Annotated in this window: 11 protein-coding genes; 9 read left to right on the forward strand and 2 right to left on the reverse strand. The window is 65.5% G+C overall.

All coding sequences use genetic code 11. The features are described from left to right. The first annotated feature begins 89 nt into the window (after window positions 1-89). From HWV67_RS17200 to HWV67_RS17215, 4 genes are read left to right on the forward strand one after another with little or no spacing between them, the layout of a single operon-like run. A complete protein-coding gene (locus tag HWV67_RS17200; protein ID WP_175652102.1) occupies window positions 90-1,616 on the forward strand; it encodes an efflux transporter outer membrane subunit in 1,527 nt (508 codons plus the stop codon). Then, window positions 1,613-3,799, forward strand: a complete 2,187-nt coding sequence (locus tag HWV67_RS17205; protein WP_175652103.1) for an FUSC family protein — start codon at window positions 1,613-1,615, stop codon at window positions 3,797-3,799. The genes HWV67_RS17200 and HWV67_RS17205 overlap by 4 nt, the downstream gene beginning before the upstream one ends. Then, on the forward strand, window positions 3,789-3,989 hold the full coding sequence (locus HWV67_RS17210) for a DUF1656 domain-containing protein (RefSeq protein ID WP_175652104.1): 201 nt from the start codon (window positions 3,789-3,791) through the stop codon (window positions 3,987-3,989). The genes HWV67_RS17205 and HWV67_RS17210 overlap by 11 nt, the downstream gene beginning before the upstream one ends. Window positions 3,990-3,999: 10 nt before the next feature. Continuing rightward, complete coding sequence (locus tag HWV67_RS17215) at window positions 4,000-4,851, forward strand: efflux RND transporter periplasmic adaptor subunit (protein WP_175652105.1); 852 nt, start codon at window positions 4,000-4,002, stop codon at window positions 4,849-4,851. A gap of 311 nt (window positions 4,852-5,162) precedes the next feature. On the opposite strand, the gene HWV67_RS17220 is transcribed toward HWV67_RS17215, so the two are convergent. Further along, entirely contained in the window at window positions 5,163-5,612 is a 450-nt protein-coding gene (locus HWV67_RS17220) for a universal stress protein (RefSeq protein ID WP_175652106.1), read from the reverse strand. 150 nt (window positions 5,613-5,762) lie between these two features. Here HWV67_RS17220 and HWV67_RS17225 point away from each other — a divergent pair, with 150 nt between their 5' ends. The 5 genes from HWV67_RS17225 to HWV67_RS17245 all read left to right on the forward strand — a co-directional run bounded on the left by HWV67_RS17225 (window position 5,763) and on the right by HWV67_RS17245 (window position 11,670). Next, window positions 5,763-6,668 (forward strand): LysR family transcriptional regulator, encoded by a 906-nt coding sequence (locus HWV67_RS17225; protein ID WP_110969690.1) that lies wholly within the window; start codon window positions 5,763-5,765, stop codon window positions 6,666-6,668. 109 nt (window positions 6,669-6,777) lie between these two features. Then, window positions 6,778-8,319 (forward strand): MFS transporter, encoded by a 1,542-nt coding sequence (locus HWV67_RS17230; protein WP_175652107.1) that lies wholly within the window; start codon window positions 6,778-6,780, stop codon window positions 8,317-8,319. 27 nt (window positions 8,320-8,346) lie between these two features. Then, the gene (locus HWV67_RS17235) at window positions 8,347-9,408 is read left to right on the forward strand and encodes an HlyD family secretion protein (RefSeq protein ID WP_175652108.1); all 1,062 of its coding nucleotides are present in this window, start codon (window positions 8,347-8,349) and stop codon (window positions 9,406-9,408) included. Further along, window positions 9,405-10,847: an efflux transporter outer membrane subunit gene (locus HWV67_RS17240; protein ID WP_175652109.1), complete on the forward strand. Its 1,443-nt coding sequence runs from the start codon at window positions 9,405-9,407 to the stop codon at window positions 10,845-10,847. Before HWV67_RS17235 ends, HWV67_RS17240 begins: the two co-directional genes overlap by 4 nt. Window positions 10,848-10,875: 28 nt before the next feature. Then, the gene (locus tag HWV67_RS17245) at window positions 10,876-11,670 is read left to right on the forward strand and encodes an SDR family NAD(P)-dependent oxidoreductase (RefSeq protein ID WP_175652110.1); all 795 of its coding nucleotides are present in this window, start codon (window positions 10,876-10,878) and stop codon (window positions 11,668-11,670) included. Between the two features lie 331 nt (window positions 11,671-12,001). Here the strand turns inward: HWV67_RS17245 and HWV67_RS17250 are convergent, their stop codons facing one another. After that, window positions 12,002-12,826, reverse strand: a complete 825-nt coding sequence (locus HWV67_RS17250) for an SDR family oxidoreductase (RefSeq protein WP_175652111.1) — start codon at window positions 12,824-12,826, stop codon at window positions 12,002-12,004. Between the last annotated feature and the right edge of the window lie 34 nt (window positions 12,827-12,860).

A 12,860-nucleotide genomic window follows, 5' to 3' on the forward strand; every position in this document is an offset into this window, starting at 1 on the left:
AGATTCGCAGGAAAGCACGCTTATCGCCACCGCGGCGGCCCCCTAGAATTGCCCGGCCTCATCCACCTCTACGTCGGGAACTCGCAGCTGTGCCGCGTCGCATCATCAGAGCGCTGAATGCGCTCAGTGTCTGTGCCTTTAGCTTGACCTTGAGCGGCTGTATCGGAACCTGGGGCATTGCCCCGCAAAGCAAGACGCTGCAAGCCAACAACCTGACCCCCGACGCGGCGATTACCGAAGCCGCGCGCGATGCCCATTGGCCCGACCAGCAATGGTGGCGTGCCTATGGCGATCCGCAACTGGACCGCTGGATCACCCTGGCGATGAACGGCAGCCCGAGCATTGCCATGGCCGCCGCGCGGGTGCGCGAGGCCAGGGCCATGGCCGGCGTGGTCGAGTCGGCGGAAAAACTCCAGGTCAACGGCGACGCCAGCCTGAAACGCCACAACTGGCCGGAAGACCAGTTCTATGGCCCCGGCGCCTTGTCTGGCGCCAACACCTGGGACAACAACGCCGCGCTCGGCTTCAGCTACGCCCTCGACCTCTGGGGTCGTGAGCGCAATGCCAGCGAGCAGGCCGTGGACATGGCGCACATGAGCGTGGCCCAGGCCCGCCAGGCCCAGCTCGAACTGCAGAACAACGTGGTGCGAGTTTATATCCAGCTCTCCCTGCATTTTGCCCAGCGCGATGTGGTCAAGGCCGAACTGGCTCAGCAGGAACAGATCCTGGCCCTCGCCGAACGGCGTCTGGCCGGCGGCATCGGCACCCAGTTCGAAATCAGCCAGGCACAGACGCCGCTGCCGGAAACCCACCGCCAGCTCGACGCCCTCAATGAAGAAATCGCCCTGGCCCGCAACCAGCTCGCCGCCCTGGCCGGCAAAGGTCCGGGGGAGGGCGCGCAACTGCAGCGTCCGCAACTGTCCCTTGGCGCACCGCTGAAATTGCCGTCGGCGCTGCCGGCGGAGCTGGTTGGCCAGCGCCCCGATGTGGTCGCCAGCCGCTGGCAGGTCGCGGCCCAGGCCCGTGGCATCGACGTGGCCCATGCCGGCTTCTTCCCCAATGTCGACCTGATCGGCGGCCTCGGCTTCATGGCCACCGGCGGCGGCCCGCTGGAATTCCTCACCGGGCGCAAGTTCAACTACAACGTCGGCCCGGCGATCAGCCTGCCGATCTTCGACGGCGGTCGCCTGCGCTCGCAGCTCGGCGTGGCCTCGGCCGGTTACGACATCGCCGTGGCGCGCTACAACCAGACCGTGGTGGAAGCGCTCAAGGGTATTTCCGATCAGCTCATCCGCCGCGAGTCGATGAAGGAACAGGCGCACTTCGCCGCCGAATCCGTGGCCTCCGCGCAGAAGACCTACGACATCGCCATGATCGCCTTCCAGCGCGGCCTGACCGATTACCTCAATGTGCTCAACGCCCAGACCCTGCTGTTCAAGCAGCAGATGATCCAGCAGCAGGTCCAGGCCGCGCGCCTGAGCGCCTATGCCGGACTGGTCACGGCGCTGGGCGGCGGCCTCGGTGCCGGCACCGATGTGCCCGAGCCCGGCAAACAGGACGCTCCCCCGACACCCCGCACCCTGGCGATTTTCGATAAAGCCGATCACTCCGAATGAACGCCCTGACCCTGCCGTTCCGCTGGCTGGCCTCGCTTGAGTGGCGCCGCGGATTCTTCCACTGGGCGCGCACCGACGGCGTGACCTGGGTGTACATCTTCAAGGTGCTGGTCGCCGCCTTCGCCACTCTCTGGCTGGCCATGCGCCTGGAACTGCCGCAGCCGCGCACGGCGATGATCACTGTGTTCATCGTCATGCAGCCGCAGAGCGGGCACGTCTTCGCCAAGAGCTTCTACCGGGTGCTCGGCACCCTGGCCGGCTCGGCGATGATGGTGGCGCTGATCGCGATCTTTCCGCAGAACACCGAGCTGTTTCTGCCCAGCCTGGCGGTGTGGGTCGGCCTGTGCTCGGCGGGGGCGATGCGCTACCGCACCTTCCGCGCCTATGGCTTCGTCCTCGCCGGCTACACCGCGGCGATGATCGGCCTGCCGATCCTCGACCAGCCGCAGCAAGCCTTCATGGCTGCGGTCTGGCGGGTATTGGAAATCGGCCTGGGGATCTTCATCTCGACCCTGGTCAGCGCTGCGATCCTGCCGCAATCGGCCAGCGCCGCGATGCGCAACGCCTTGTATCAGCGCTTTGGCGTGTTCGCCGGCGTGGTGGTGGAAGGGCTGCGCGGCGACAGCCAGCGTGATCGTCTGGAGAGCAGCAACGTGCGCTTTATCGCCGAGGCGGTGGGCCTGGAAAGCCTGCGCAGCGTGACCACTTTCGAAGACCCGCACATGCGCCGCCGCAGCGGCCGGCTGGTACGCATGAACAGCGAGTTCATGGCCATCACCACGCGCTACAACGCCCTGCACCAATTGCTCGAACGCCTGCGTCTACGTGGACCGTTGCAGATCGTCAGCGCCATCGAACCGGGCCTGAAAACCCTCATCGAGCTGCTCGACCCTTACGTTGGCCGTGCCCTGACTGATGCCGACGCCCTGCGCCTGACCCTGGAACTTGCCGCGTACAAAGAAGGCCTGCCGGCCCAGGTGCGCAGCCTGCGTGCGGCCTTCGAGGAAACCGGGCCCAGCGAAACCGAGCTGCTGGATTTCCATACCGCCTACGAGCTGCTTTACCGCTTCGTCGACGACATGCACAGCTACGCCGAGACGCACGCCTCGCTGGCCGCGCACAACCACGAACGCGAGCAATGGGACGAGCCCTATGTGGCGCAAACCAACTGGCTGGTGTCGGCCGCCGCCGGCGTGCGCGCGGCGGCGGTGTTGCTCCTGCTCGGCAGCTATTGGCTGGTCAGCAACTGGCCCAGCGGCGGCATGATGACGCTGATCGCGACCGTCACCGTGGGCCTCTCGGCGGCGTCGCCGAACCCCAAGCGCATGTCGTTCCAGATGGCCTGCGGCACGCTGTTCGGCGCCTTTGTCGGCTTCTTCGAAACCTTCTTCGTGTTCCCCTGGATCGATGGCTTCCCGCTGTTGTGCATGGTGCTGGCGCCGGTCTTCGTGCTTGGCGCCTTCCTCGCCTCGCGCCCGGCCTACGCGGGTTACGGCATCGGCTTGCTGGTGTTCTTCGCCATCGGCTCGGTGCCGAACAACCTGACGGTGTACAACCCCTACACCTACATCAACGACTACATCGGCATGATCATCGGCATGCTGGTCTGCGCCGCCGCCGGTGCGATCATCCTGCCGCCCAACAGCCGCTGGTTGTGGAGCCGCCTGGAGCAGGATCTGCGCGAACAGGTGCTGTTCGCCATCACTGGACGCCTGCGCGGCCTGGGCTCGGGCTTCGAAAGCCGCACCCGCGACCTGCTGCACCAAGCCTATGGCCTGGCGGTGGGTCAACCGTTGGTGCAGAGCCGCTTGCTGCGCTGGATGTTCGTGGTGCTGGAAGTCGGCCACGCCATTATCGAGCTGCGCAAGGAACAGGCGATCCTGCCGGTGCACCCGAGCTACGCCGAGTCGCAGCCGTGGCGTCAGGCGATCCGGGTCATGGGCCGGGCGCTGGCGCGGCTGTTCCTGCAACCGACGGCGAGCAACCACGAGCGCGCGCTGATCGCCGTGGACCACGCCATCAGCCGCGTGCAGGCCACCGACGAACCGTTCGCCCGCCACTTCGATACCTCGGCGCTGCGCCGGGTGCAGAGCTACCTGCACTTTATCCGGACCTCCCTGCTCGACCCTCAATCGCCGCTGGCCGAACTCGGCCCGTCGCAAGGACTGCCCCATGCTCCGTGAAATCGCCTTCCATGGCCTTTACATGCCGACCGTGACCCTGATGTTCCTGTTCGCCGCCGTCCTGGCCTGGGGGCTGGACCGCTTTATCGCGAGCATCGATGGCTACCGTTTTTTCTGGCACCCGGCGCTGCTGCGCCTGTGCCTGTTCATCTGCCTGTTTGGCGCCATGGCGCTGACCGTTTACCGTTGAGAGCCCGTCGATGAAGAAGTTTTTCAGCCTGATCGCCACCTTGCTCGTGCTGCTTGCCGCCGTGGCCATCGGCCGGCAGCTCTGGGTGAGCTACATGACCACGCCCTGGACCCGCGACGGCCGGGTGCGCGCCGACATCATCAACGTCGCCGCCGACGTGCCCGGCTACGTGGTGGACGTACCGGTGAAGGACAACCAGTTGGTGAAAAAGGGCGACGTACTGCTGCGCATCGACCCCGAGCACTACGAAGTCGCGGTGCGCCAGGCTGAAGCGCTGGTGGCCTCACGCAAGGCCACCTGGGAAATGCGCAAGGTCAACGCCAGCCGCCGTGCCGACATGGACAACCTGGTGATCTCCAAGGAAAACCGCGACGACGCCAGCAACATCGCCAACTCTGCACAAGCTGATTACCAACAGGCGCAGGCTCAACTGGCGGCGGCGCAACTCGACCTCAAACGCACCACCATCCTCGCCACCGTCGACGGCTACGTCACCAACCTCAACGTCCACCGCGGCGACTACGCCCGCACCGGCGAAGCGAAAATGGCAGTGGTCGACAGCAACTCGTTCTGGGTTTACGGCTTCTTCGAAGAAACCAAACTGCCCCATGTGAAAGTGGGCGCCGAAGCCGAGTTGCAGATGATGAGCGGCGAAGTGCTCAAGGGCCATGTGGAGAGCATCTCCCGCGGTATCTACGACCGCGACAACCCCGAGAGCCGCGAACTGATCGCTGATGTGAACCCGACGTTCAACTGGGTGCGCCTGGCGCAGCGGGTGCCGGTGCGGATTCATATCGATGAAGTGCCAGACGGGTTTCTGCTGGCGGCGGGGACTACTTGTACGGTGGTGGTGAAGCCTTGATTGAGGGTTTCAGTACACATTTCGCAGGCAATCGCTAACTGTGGGAGCGAGCTTGCTCGCGAAGGGCCGCAAAGCGGCCCTAAATCAATCCAGCACATTGTCTCTGAATGGTCTGGATCTCACATTGAGGCATCCTGAAGGTTGAAAGAAATACCGGATGTAGACAGCACCCTCGTGCTGGATGGTTTTGGGGCCGCTTTGCGGCCCTTCGCGAGCAAGCTCGCTCCCACAGGATCGCAAGTGACTGGCGGTTAGCGATTGCCTGTGAGAGGTAGCCACCCATGCATCAACGAGCCCCAGGATCCACCCGCTCAGCCAGCAACCCCCACCAACACCGGACACCCCACCCGGTCAATCACCTTCCCGCTAACCGACGGATCCAGCAACCTCCCCAGCCGCGACAGATGCCGATGGCCCATGACGATCAGCTCGCAATCCAGTGCCTTGGCCTGGTCGACAATCGCCGCCACCGGCTCGGCCGCCACGACGCTGCCGTCACAGGTGAACCCGCTTTCGCGCAGAACCGCCACCGCGTCTTGCACCGCTCGTTCAGCCAGGTGCTGCTCTTCGCAGGCGGCAGGGTATTCCTCTTCTTCGCCGCGGGTGTAGGCCGCGGGTTGACCGTGCACGGCGAAGGTGGCGTCGATGGCCAGCAGCACGTGCAGGTGATGTTGTTCCGGGCGGCAGTAACGACGGGCGAGGTCGAGCAGGCTGGCGCAGGCAGGGGAGGCGTCGATGGCGATAAGTACCGGGCTGGGCATGCGGGTTCCTTGGCTGGGGCGGAGACAGGGCATTTTCGACCGGATGCAGCGCCCGAATAAATGGCCCGGCGTGCAGTGGATCATTGCACCAGACGCAATCCGCCGAGCTGCTAAGATCGCGTTTCCATCACGCCACCACGGAGCCCGGCCATGCAACTCCCGGACATGAACCTGCTTGTCGCCCTCGATGCGTTGCTCGACGAGGGCAGTGTGGTCGGCGCGGCCCAACGCATGAACCTGAGCCCGGCAGCCATGAGCCGGACCCTCAGCCGCATCCGCGAAGCGCTCGGTGATCCGATTCTGGTCCGCGCCGGCCGCGGTCTGGTGCCGACGCCGCGGGCGCTGGCGTTGCAGGAGCAGGTGCGGGTGCTGGTGGAGCAGGCCGGGCAGGTGTTTCGGGGCGGCGATGAGGTGGACCTGCCGAACCTCGACCGTGCCTTCAATATCCGCACCAACGACCTGTTCATCGCCCTCTATGGCGCGCAGTTGCTGCGCAAGATGCACGAGCAGGCGCCGCGCACGGTGCTGCGCTTCGTCCCGGAAACCGGCGGCGATGACGATGTGGTGCTGCGCGACGGGCGCACCGACCTGATCATCAGTTCGAGCATCGACCTCGGCCCGGAGATCAAGGTGCAGAGCCTGTTCCACACCGTCTATGTCGGCCTGGTGCGCCGCGATCACCCGATCTTCGACAGTGAGATCACGCCGGAGAGTTTTGCGGCTTATCCACAGATCAGCGTGTCGCGGCGCGGGCGGGCCAACGGGCCGATCGATGTCGAGCTGGCCAACTTCAAGGTGCAGCGGCGGGTGGCGTTGATCACGCCGAGTTTCCACTCGGCGATGTTCTCGCTGCCGGCGTCGGACCTGATCCTGCCGATGCCGGCGAACATCCTCAACAGCGTCGCCCGGCTCGGCCTGCCGCTGCGTTCGTTCGAGATTCCACTGCCGATGGAACGGGTGACGGTGATGCAAGCCTGGCACCCGCGTTTTCACAACGATCCGGCGCACCGCTGGCTGCGCCAGACCCTGAAAACCTGCTGCAGCGTCGACCCTTGAACCGTCGATTGCGTTTGGTGCAACTGTAAACTGCCGAGAAGTCAGTTTTCGTAAGCATTCAGTGTTTCTAGACTCGCTCCAGTCAATTTGTTGCTGGAGATTTCTACTGATGACGTCCCTCACCGCGCCCCTTGCTGCGCCTGCCGCTGCCCCTGTGGCGGCCGCTCCCGCGCAACAGGCATTCGGCCTGCGGGTAGTGGTCGGGCTGTTCGGCGTGTTGCTGGCGGTGCTCTGCGCCGGGCTCAACGAGATGGTCACCAAGATCTCGCTGGGTGATATTCGCGGCGCCATGGGCATCGGCGCCGACGAAGGCGCCTGGCTGGTGGCGGTGTATGCCGCCGCGTCGGTCTCGGCGATGGCGTTCTCGCCATGGCTGGCGGCGACCTTTTCCCTGCGCCGCTTCACCCTCTGCGCGGTCGGCCTGTTCGCCGTGCTCGGGCTGGTGCAGCCCTATGCGCCAGACCTGCACAGCCTGATGGTGCTGCGAATACTCCAGGGCCTGGCCTCCGGCGCGCTGCCGCCGATGTTGATGAGCGTGGCGCTGCGTTTCCTGCCGCCGGGCATCAAGGTCTACGGCCTGGCCTGCTACGCCCTGACCGCCACCTTCGGCCCCAACCTGGGCACGCCGCTGGCCGGCTTGTGGACTGAATACGTCGGCTGGCAATGGTCGTTCTGGCAAATCATCCTGCCCTCGGCGCTGGCGATGTTCTGCGTCGGTTGGGGCCTGCCGCAAGACCCGCTGCGCCTGGAACGCTTCCGCCAACTGGACTGGCGCGGTGTGCTGCTCGGCCTGCCGGCGATCAGCTCGCTGGTGCTCGGCCTGAGTCTGGGTGACCGCTGGGGCTGGTTCGATTCGACGCTGATCTGCTGGCTGCTGGGCGGCGGCCTGCTGTTGCTGGTGCTGTTCATGTTCAACGAATGGTCCGAGCCGCTGCCGTTCTTCCAGTTGCGCATGCTCGGCCGGCGCAACCTCAGCTTCGCCCTGGTGACCCTGGCCGGCGTGCTGGTGGTGCTGTCGGCGGTGATCAGCATTCCGTCCGCGTACCTGGCGCAGATCCAGGGCTACCGCCCGGCCCAGACCAGCCCGCTGATGTTGCTGGTGGCGATGCCGCAATTGATCTCGCTGCCGCTGGTGGCGGCGCTGTGCAACATCCGCGCGGTGGACTGCCGCTGGGTGCTGGCGGTGGGCCTGGGGATGCTGGCGCTGAGCTGTTTCGGCGGCACGCAACTGACCTCGGAATGGATTCGCGACAACTTCTACCTGCTGCAACTGCTGCAGGTGTTCGGCCAGCCGATGGCGGTGCTGCCGCTGTTGATGCTCGCGACCAACGGCATGAGCCCGCAGGAAGGCCCGTTCGCCTCGGCCTGGTTCAACACCGTCAAGGGCCTCTCGGCCGTGGTTGCCGGGGGCCTGCTGGATGCCCTCGGCACCCTGCGCCGGCATTTCCATTCCAACCACCTCACCGACAGCCTGGGCAACGCGCCCTTGCTCGACGACAGCGCTGCCAACCTGGCCCGGCGCATCCATGAACAGGCGCTGGTGCTGGCTTCGGCCGACCTCTACCTGGTTGTGGCGTGCATTGCCGTGGCGCTGATCTGCCTGATTCCTTTCGTGCCTGTCCGGGTCTATCCACCGCGTGCGGTGGCCTGAGCCTGGATGAATTAGAGACTTGCCGACATGACCAACACACGCAAAAACATCCTTATCGGTTCGGTGCTCGCCATTGCCGTTCTCGCTGCGATCGGCGGCCCGCACCTGCTGGGCAGCGACCACCGCCAGCGCACCAACGATGCCTACGTCATCGCCGACTACACCGTGGTCGCGCCGAAGGTGGCGGGTTTTATCAAAGAAGTGCGGGTGGAAGACAACCAGCAGGTGCGCGCCGGACAGTTGCTGGCGACCCTCGATGACCGCGATTACCAGGCCGCCCTGGACGCCGCCCAGGCCCAGTTGTTGGTGGCCCGCGCGCAGAGCGCCGATGCTCGCGCCACCCTTGAACGCCAGGCCGCGCTGATTGCCCAGGCCGACGCCGCGCTCAAGGCCGCGCAGGCCGAAACGGCCTTCGCCAACCATGAAGTGACGCGCTACAGCCGCCTCGCCGAGCAGGGCGCCGGCACCGTGCAGAACGCCCAACAGGCGCGCAGCCGGGTCGATCAGGCCAGCGCTCGCCAGGCCAACGCCCAGGCCGCGCTGCTGGCGACGCGCAAGCAGGTAGACATCCTCCAAGCCCAGGTTGCCAGTGCCGATGGCCAGCTCAAACGCGCCGATGCCGGGGTGGACAAGGCCCACCTGGACCTGTCCTACACGCGCATCGTCGCGCCGGTGGACGGCATGGTCGGCGAGCGCGCCTTGCGCGTCGGCGCCTACGTCAATCCGGGGGCGCGGTTGCTGTCGGTGGTGCCGCTGACCGAGGCCTACGTGGTCGGCAACTTCCAGGAAACCCAACTGACCCACGTGCAGCCCGGCCAGCCGGTGAGCATCAGCGTCGATACCTTCTCCGGCGAAACCCTGCGCGGCCATGTGCAGAGCATCGCCCCGGCCACCGGCGTGACCTTCGCCGCAGTCAAACCGGACAACGCCACCGGCAACTTCACCAAGGTGGTCCAGCGGATTCCGGTGAAGATCGTCTTCGACGCCGATCAGCCGCTGCTGGAGCGCTTGCGCGTCGGCATGTCGGTGGAAGCGACCATCGATACCCAGGGCGACACCCTCGGCGGCAAGGAGGTCAGCGCCCGATGAATGCCATCTTTCGTGTGAGCCCGCTGCTGCTCGGCCTGGTATTGGCCGGCTGCAGCCTTGGCCCGGATTTCCAGCGTCCCGACAGCCAGGCGCCGACTGAGTGGGCGCCGTTGCAGGGCGACGCCGCGGCGAGCCAGCCGCAGGCCGAGCCGCTGGAACTGCGCTGGTGGGAGAGTTTTCATGACGCCCGGCTCAGCGCGTTGATCCAGAGTGTTGCCGACAACAACCTCGATCTGCGCATGGCCAGTGCCCGGCTGCTGCAAAGCCGCGCCCTGCGCAGCAGTATCGCCGCCGACGAGACGCCGTCGGTCGGCCTGAATGCCGGTTACAGCCGCGCCCGCAACAGCGCCGAAGGCCTTAGCGATCCGTCCGGCAATTCCGGCAAGGCCGCCTACAACCTGTGGCAGGGCGACCTGGTTGCGGGTTGGGAACTCGACCTCTGGGGCCGGGTGCGGCGTCAGGTCGAAGCCGCCGACGCCACGGTGCAAGTGGCCGAAAACGATCGTCGCGGTGTGCTGCTGGCGCTGCTGGCGGAAACTGCCGGCGACTACATCCAGTTGCGCGCGGTGCAGCACACCCTGGCGGTGACCCGCGACAACCTCGAGGTGGCCCGGCACAGCCTCAAGCTGTCCCGCGATCGTCAGGACCAGGGCGTCGCCACCCGTCTCGACGTCGCTCAGGCCAGCGCCCAGGTGGCGTCCATCGAAGCGCGCCTGCCGAGCCTGGAAGCGCGGCAGGCTGACCTGATCAACGCCCTCAGCCTGCTCGCCGCCGAGCCGCCGCGCAGCCTGCAAAGCGATTTGCTGGAAGCCACCGAACTGCCGGCGCCGCAACAACGCTTCGCCATCGGCGTGCCGTCGGAACTGGCCGAGCGTCGGCCGGACATCCGCCAGGCCGAGGCCCGGCTGCATGCTGCCACCGCCAGCATTGGCGTGGCCAAGGCGGACTTCTATCCGAGCATCCGTCTGTCTGGAAACCTCGGTTTCCAGGCCCTGCAACTGAGCGATTTCGGCGCCTGGGATTCGCGCCGGTTCGCCATCGGCCCGCAGCTTTCCCTGCCGATTTTCGAGGGCGGGCGCTTGCAGGGCACCCTCGAATTGCGCGAGGCCCAGCAACAGGAAGCGGCGCTGAATTACCGTCAGGTGGTGCTGCGCGCCTGGCACGAAATCGACGATGTGCTACGCCTGTACAACGCCAGCCAATTGCGCCGCGATCATCTTGCCGAAGCGGTGCGGCAGAACCGCATCGCCCTGGAAACCGCCCAGCGCCAGTACGTCGAAGGCGCGGTGGACTTCCTCAATGTGCTCAGCGTGCAAGGTGCGTTGCTGGCCAGTGAAGAACAATGGATCGACAGCTCGGCGGCGGTGTCACAGGCCCTGGTGGGGTTGTACAAGGCGCTGGGTGGGGGCTGGCAGGCATTTGATCTCGCCAGTAACTGAAGATTGATAACGGTAGGAGCAAGCCCGAATGCATATTTCCCTGAACGGTAAACGCGCCATCGTCAGCGGTTCCACCGCCGGTATCGGCCTGGCAATCGCCATTGGCCTGGCCGAGGCGGGTGCCGAAGTGGTGCTCAACGGCCGTACCCAGGAGCGGGTCGATCAAGCCCTCAAGCAGGTTCGCGAACGGGTGCCGGCGGCGCGGATCATCGGCATTGCCGCTGACCTGGGCACGGTGGACGGCGCCCGCGTGTTGTTCGAGCAGGTGCCGCAGACCGACATCCTGGTCAACAACCTGGGCATCTTCGAGCCCAAGGGCTTCTTCGAGATCAGCGACGACGACTGGCAGCGCTTCTTCGACGTCAACGTCATGAGCGCGGTGCGCCTGTCGCGGCATTACGCGCCGGGTATGGCCGAGCGCAACTGGGGGCGGGTGCTGTTCCTGTCCAGCGAGTCGGCGCTGGAAATTCCTACCGAGATGGTTCACTACGGCACCACCAAGACCGCGCTGCTGGCGGTTTCCCGCGGACTGGCGGAAACCCTGGCTGGCACCGGAGTGACGGTCAACGCCGTGTTGCCGGGGCCGACCCGCTCGGAAGGTGTGGGTGATTTCTTCGCTGAAATGGCGAAAGAGCAGGGCGTGTCGGTGCAGGAGATGGAAGCCAACTTCATCGCCGAACACCGGCCCAGCTCAATCATCCAGCGTCTGGCGACGGTGGAAGAAGTGGCGAATCTGGTGGTGTACCTGTCGTCGCGGCAGGCCAGTGCGACCACCGGCGCGGCGATGCGGGTTGATGGTGGGGTGGTGCGGGCGATTGCTTGATTGATGGGGCGGTTTCAGGGCCTCATCGCTGCATGGGTACCTACACATCTCGCAGGCACTCGCAAACCGTCAGCAGCTCACAATCCTGTGGGAGCGGATTCATCCGCGAAGGGCCGCAAAGCGGCCCTAAATCCATCCAGCACATTGTTTCTGGCTGGTCTGGATCTCACATTCAAGCATCATGAGGTCGAAAGAAATATAGGACATAGACAGCCACCTCGTGCGGGATGGTTTTTGGGGCCGCTTTGCGGCCCTTCGCGGATGAATCCGCTCCCACAGTACGAGGCGATCTGACGTCCTGTGCTTGCCAGCGATGAAGTCAGTAGCCCCCCTACAACACCCGATCCAGCCCGAATTTCTTCTTCAACACCTTATCCAGCAACCGCGTCGGCAACCAACTCGCCAGCCACGGCAACGCCCGACTCCCATTCCCCAACCGCACCAGCGGTGGCGTCGGGCTTTGCTGCGCCGCCTTGAGCAATCCCTTCGCAAACTCCGTGGCCGGTGTCGGCTTGTCCTGCGAGGCCCGGGCCCGGGCCCGAATGCTTTCACGCATCGGCCACCACGCCGATTCCGGCTTCAGCAGTTGCTCGGCCTCATGCCCGGCGTTGCTGGCGAAACTGGACTGGATCGCCCCCGGCTGCACTTCCATCACCCGGATGCCAAAGGGCGACAGCTCAAGCCGCAGCGCATCGCTCAACGCATGCACCGCCGCCTTCGAAGCGCAGTAAGCGCCGGCAAACGGTGTCACCAACACCCCGGACACACTGCCGATATTCACCACCAACCCGCGGTTGCGCCGCAGCAAGCCGAACAGCGCGCGGGTGACCCCGATCACGGCAAACACATTGGTCTCGAACTGCCGGCGCATCGCCTCGACGCCGCCGTCCAGCAGCGGCCCCATGGCGCCGTAGCCGGCATTGTTGATCAGCACATCGAGGCCGCCGTGGGCGTAGTCGATTTCTTCGCTCAGGTGCTGCAGCGCCTGTGGATCGTTCACGTCCAGTTGGCGGGCGCGAAACCCGGCGGACGCCAGCGCCGCGACATCCTCGGCCTTGCGTGCCGTGGCCCAGACCTCGTAGCCCGCCTGTTTGAACGTGTCGGCCAGGGCACGGCCGATACCACTGGAGCAACCGGTGATGAGAGCGATGGGCATGAGGCGGTCCTTCGATTGATTCAGGAAGAGGGGA

Source organism: Pseudomonas sp. Marseille-P9899 (assembly GCF_903166565.1).
Taxonomy (GTDB): domain Bacteria; phylum Pseudomonadota; class Gammaproteobacteria; order Pseudomonadales; family Pseudomonadaceae; genus Aquipseudomonas; species Aquipseudomonas huaxiensis.

Excerpts from the sequence above, each read along its gene's own strand:
- HWV67_RS17235 (WP_175652108.1), top strand. The coding sequence starts at position 8,347 with ATGACCAACACACGCAAAAACATCCTTATCGGTTCGGTGCTCGCCATT.
- HWV67_RS17205 (WP_175652103.1), top strand. The coding sequence starts at position 1,613 with ATGAACGCCCTGACCCTGCCGTTCCGCTGGCTGGCCTCGCTTGAGTGG.
- HWV67_RS17240 (WP_175652109.1), top strand. The coding sequence starts at position 9,405 with ATGAATGCCATCTTTCGTGTGAGCCCGCTGCTGCTCGGCCTGGTATTG.
- HWV67_RS17220 (WP_175652106.1), bottom strand. The coding sequence starts at position 5,612 with ATGCCCAGCCCGGTACTTATCGCCATCGACGCCTCCCCTGCCTGCGCC.
- HWV67_RS17245 (WP_175652110.1), top strand. The coding sequence starts at position 10,876 with ATGCATATTTCCCTGAACGGTAAACGCGCCATCGTCAGCGGTTCCACC.
- HWV67_RS17225 (WP_110969690.1), top strand. The coding sequence starts at position 5,763 with ATGCAACTCCCGGACATGAACCTGCTTGTCGCCCTCGATGCGTTGCTC.
- HWV67_RS17230 (WP_175652107.1), top strand. The coding sequence starts at position 6,778 with ATGACGTCCCTCACCGCGCCCCTTGCTGCGCCTGCCGCTGCCCCTGTG.
- HWV67_RS17210 (WP_175652104.1), top strand. The coding sequence starts at position 3,789 with ATGCTCCGTGAAATCGCCTTCCATGGCCTTTACATGCCGACCGTGACC.
- HWV67_RS17250 (WP_175652111.1), bottom strand. The coding sequence starts at position 12,826 with ATGCCCATCGCTCTCATCACCGGTTGCTCCAGTGGTATCGGCCGTGCC.
- HWV67_RS17215 (WP_175652105.1), top strand. The coding sequence starts at position 4,000 with ATGAAGAAGTTTTTCAGCCTGATCGCCACCTTGCTCGTGCTGCTTGCC.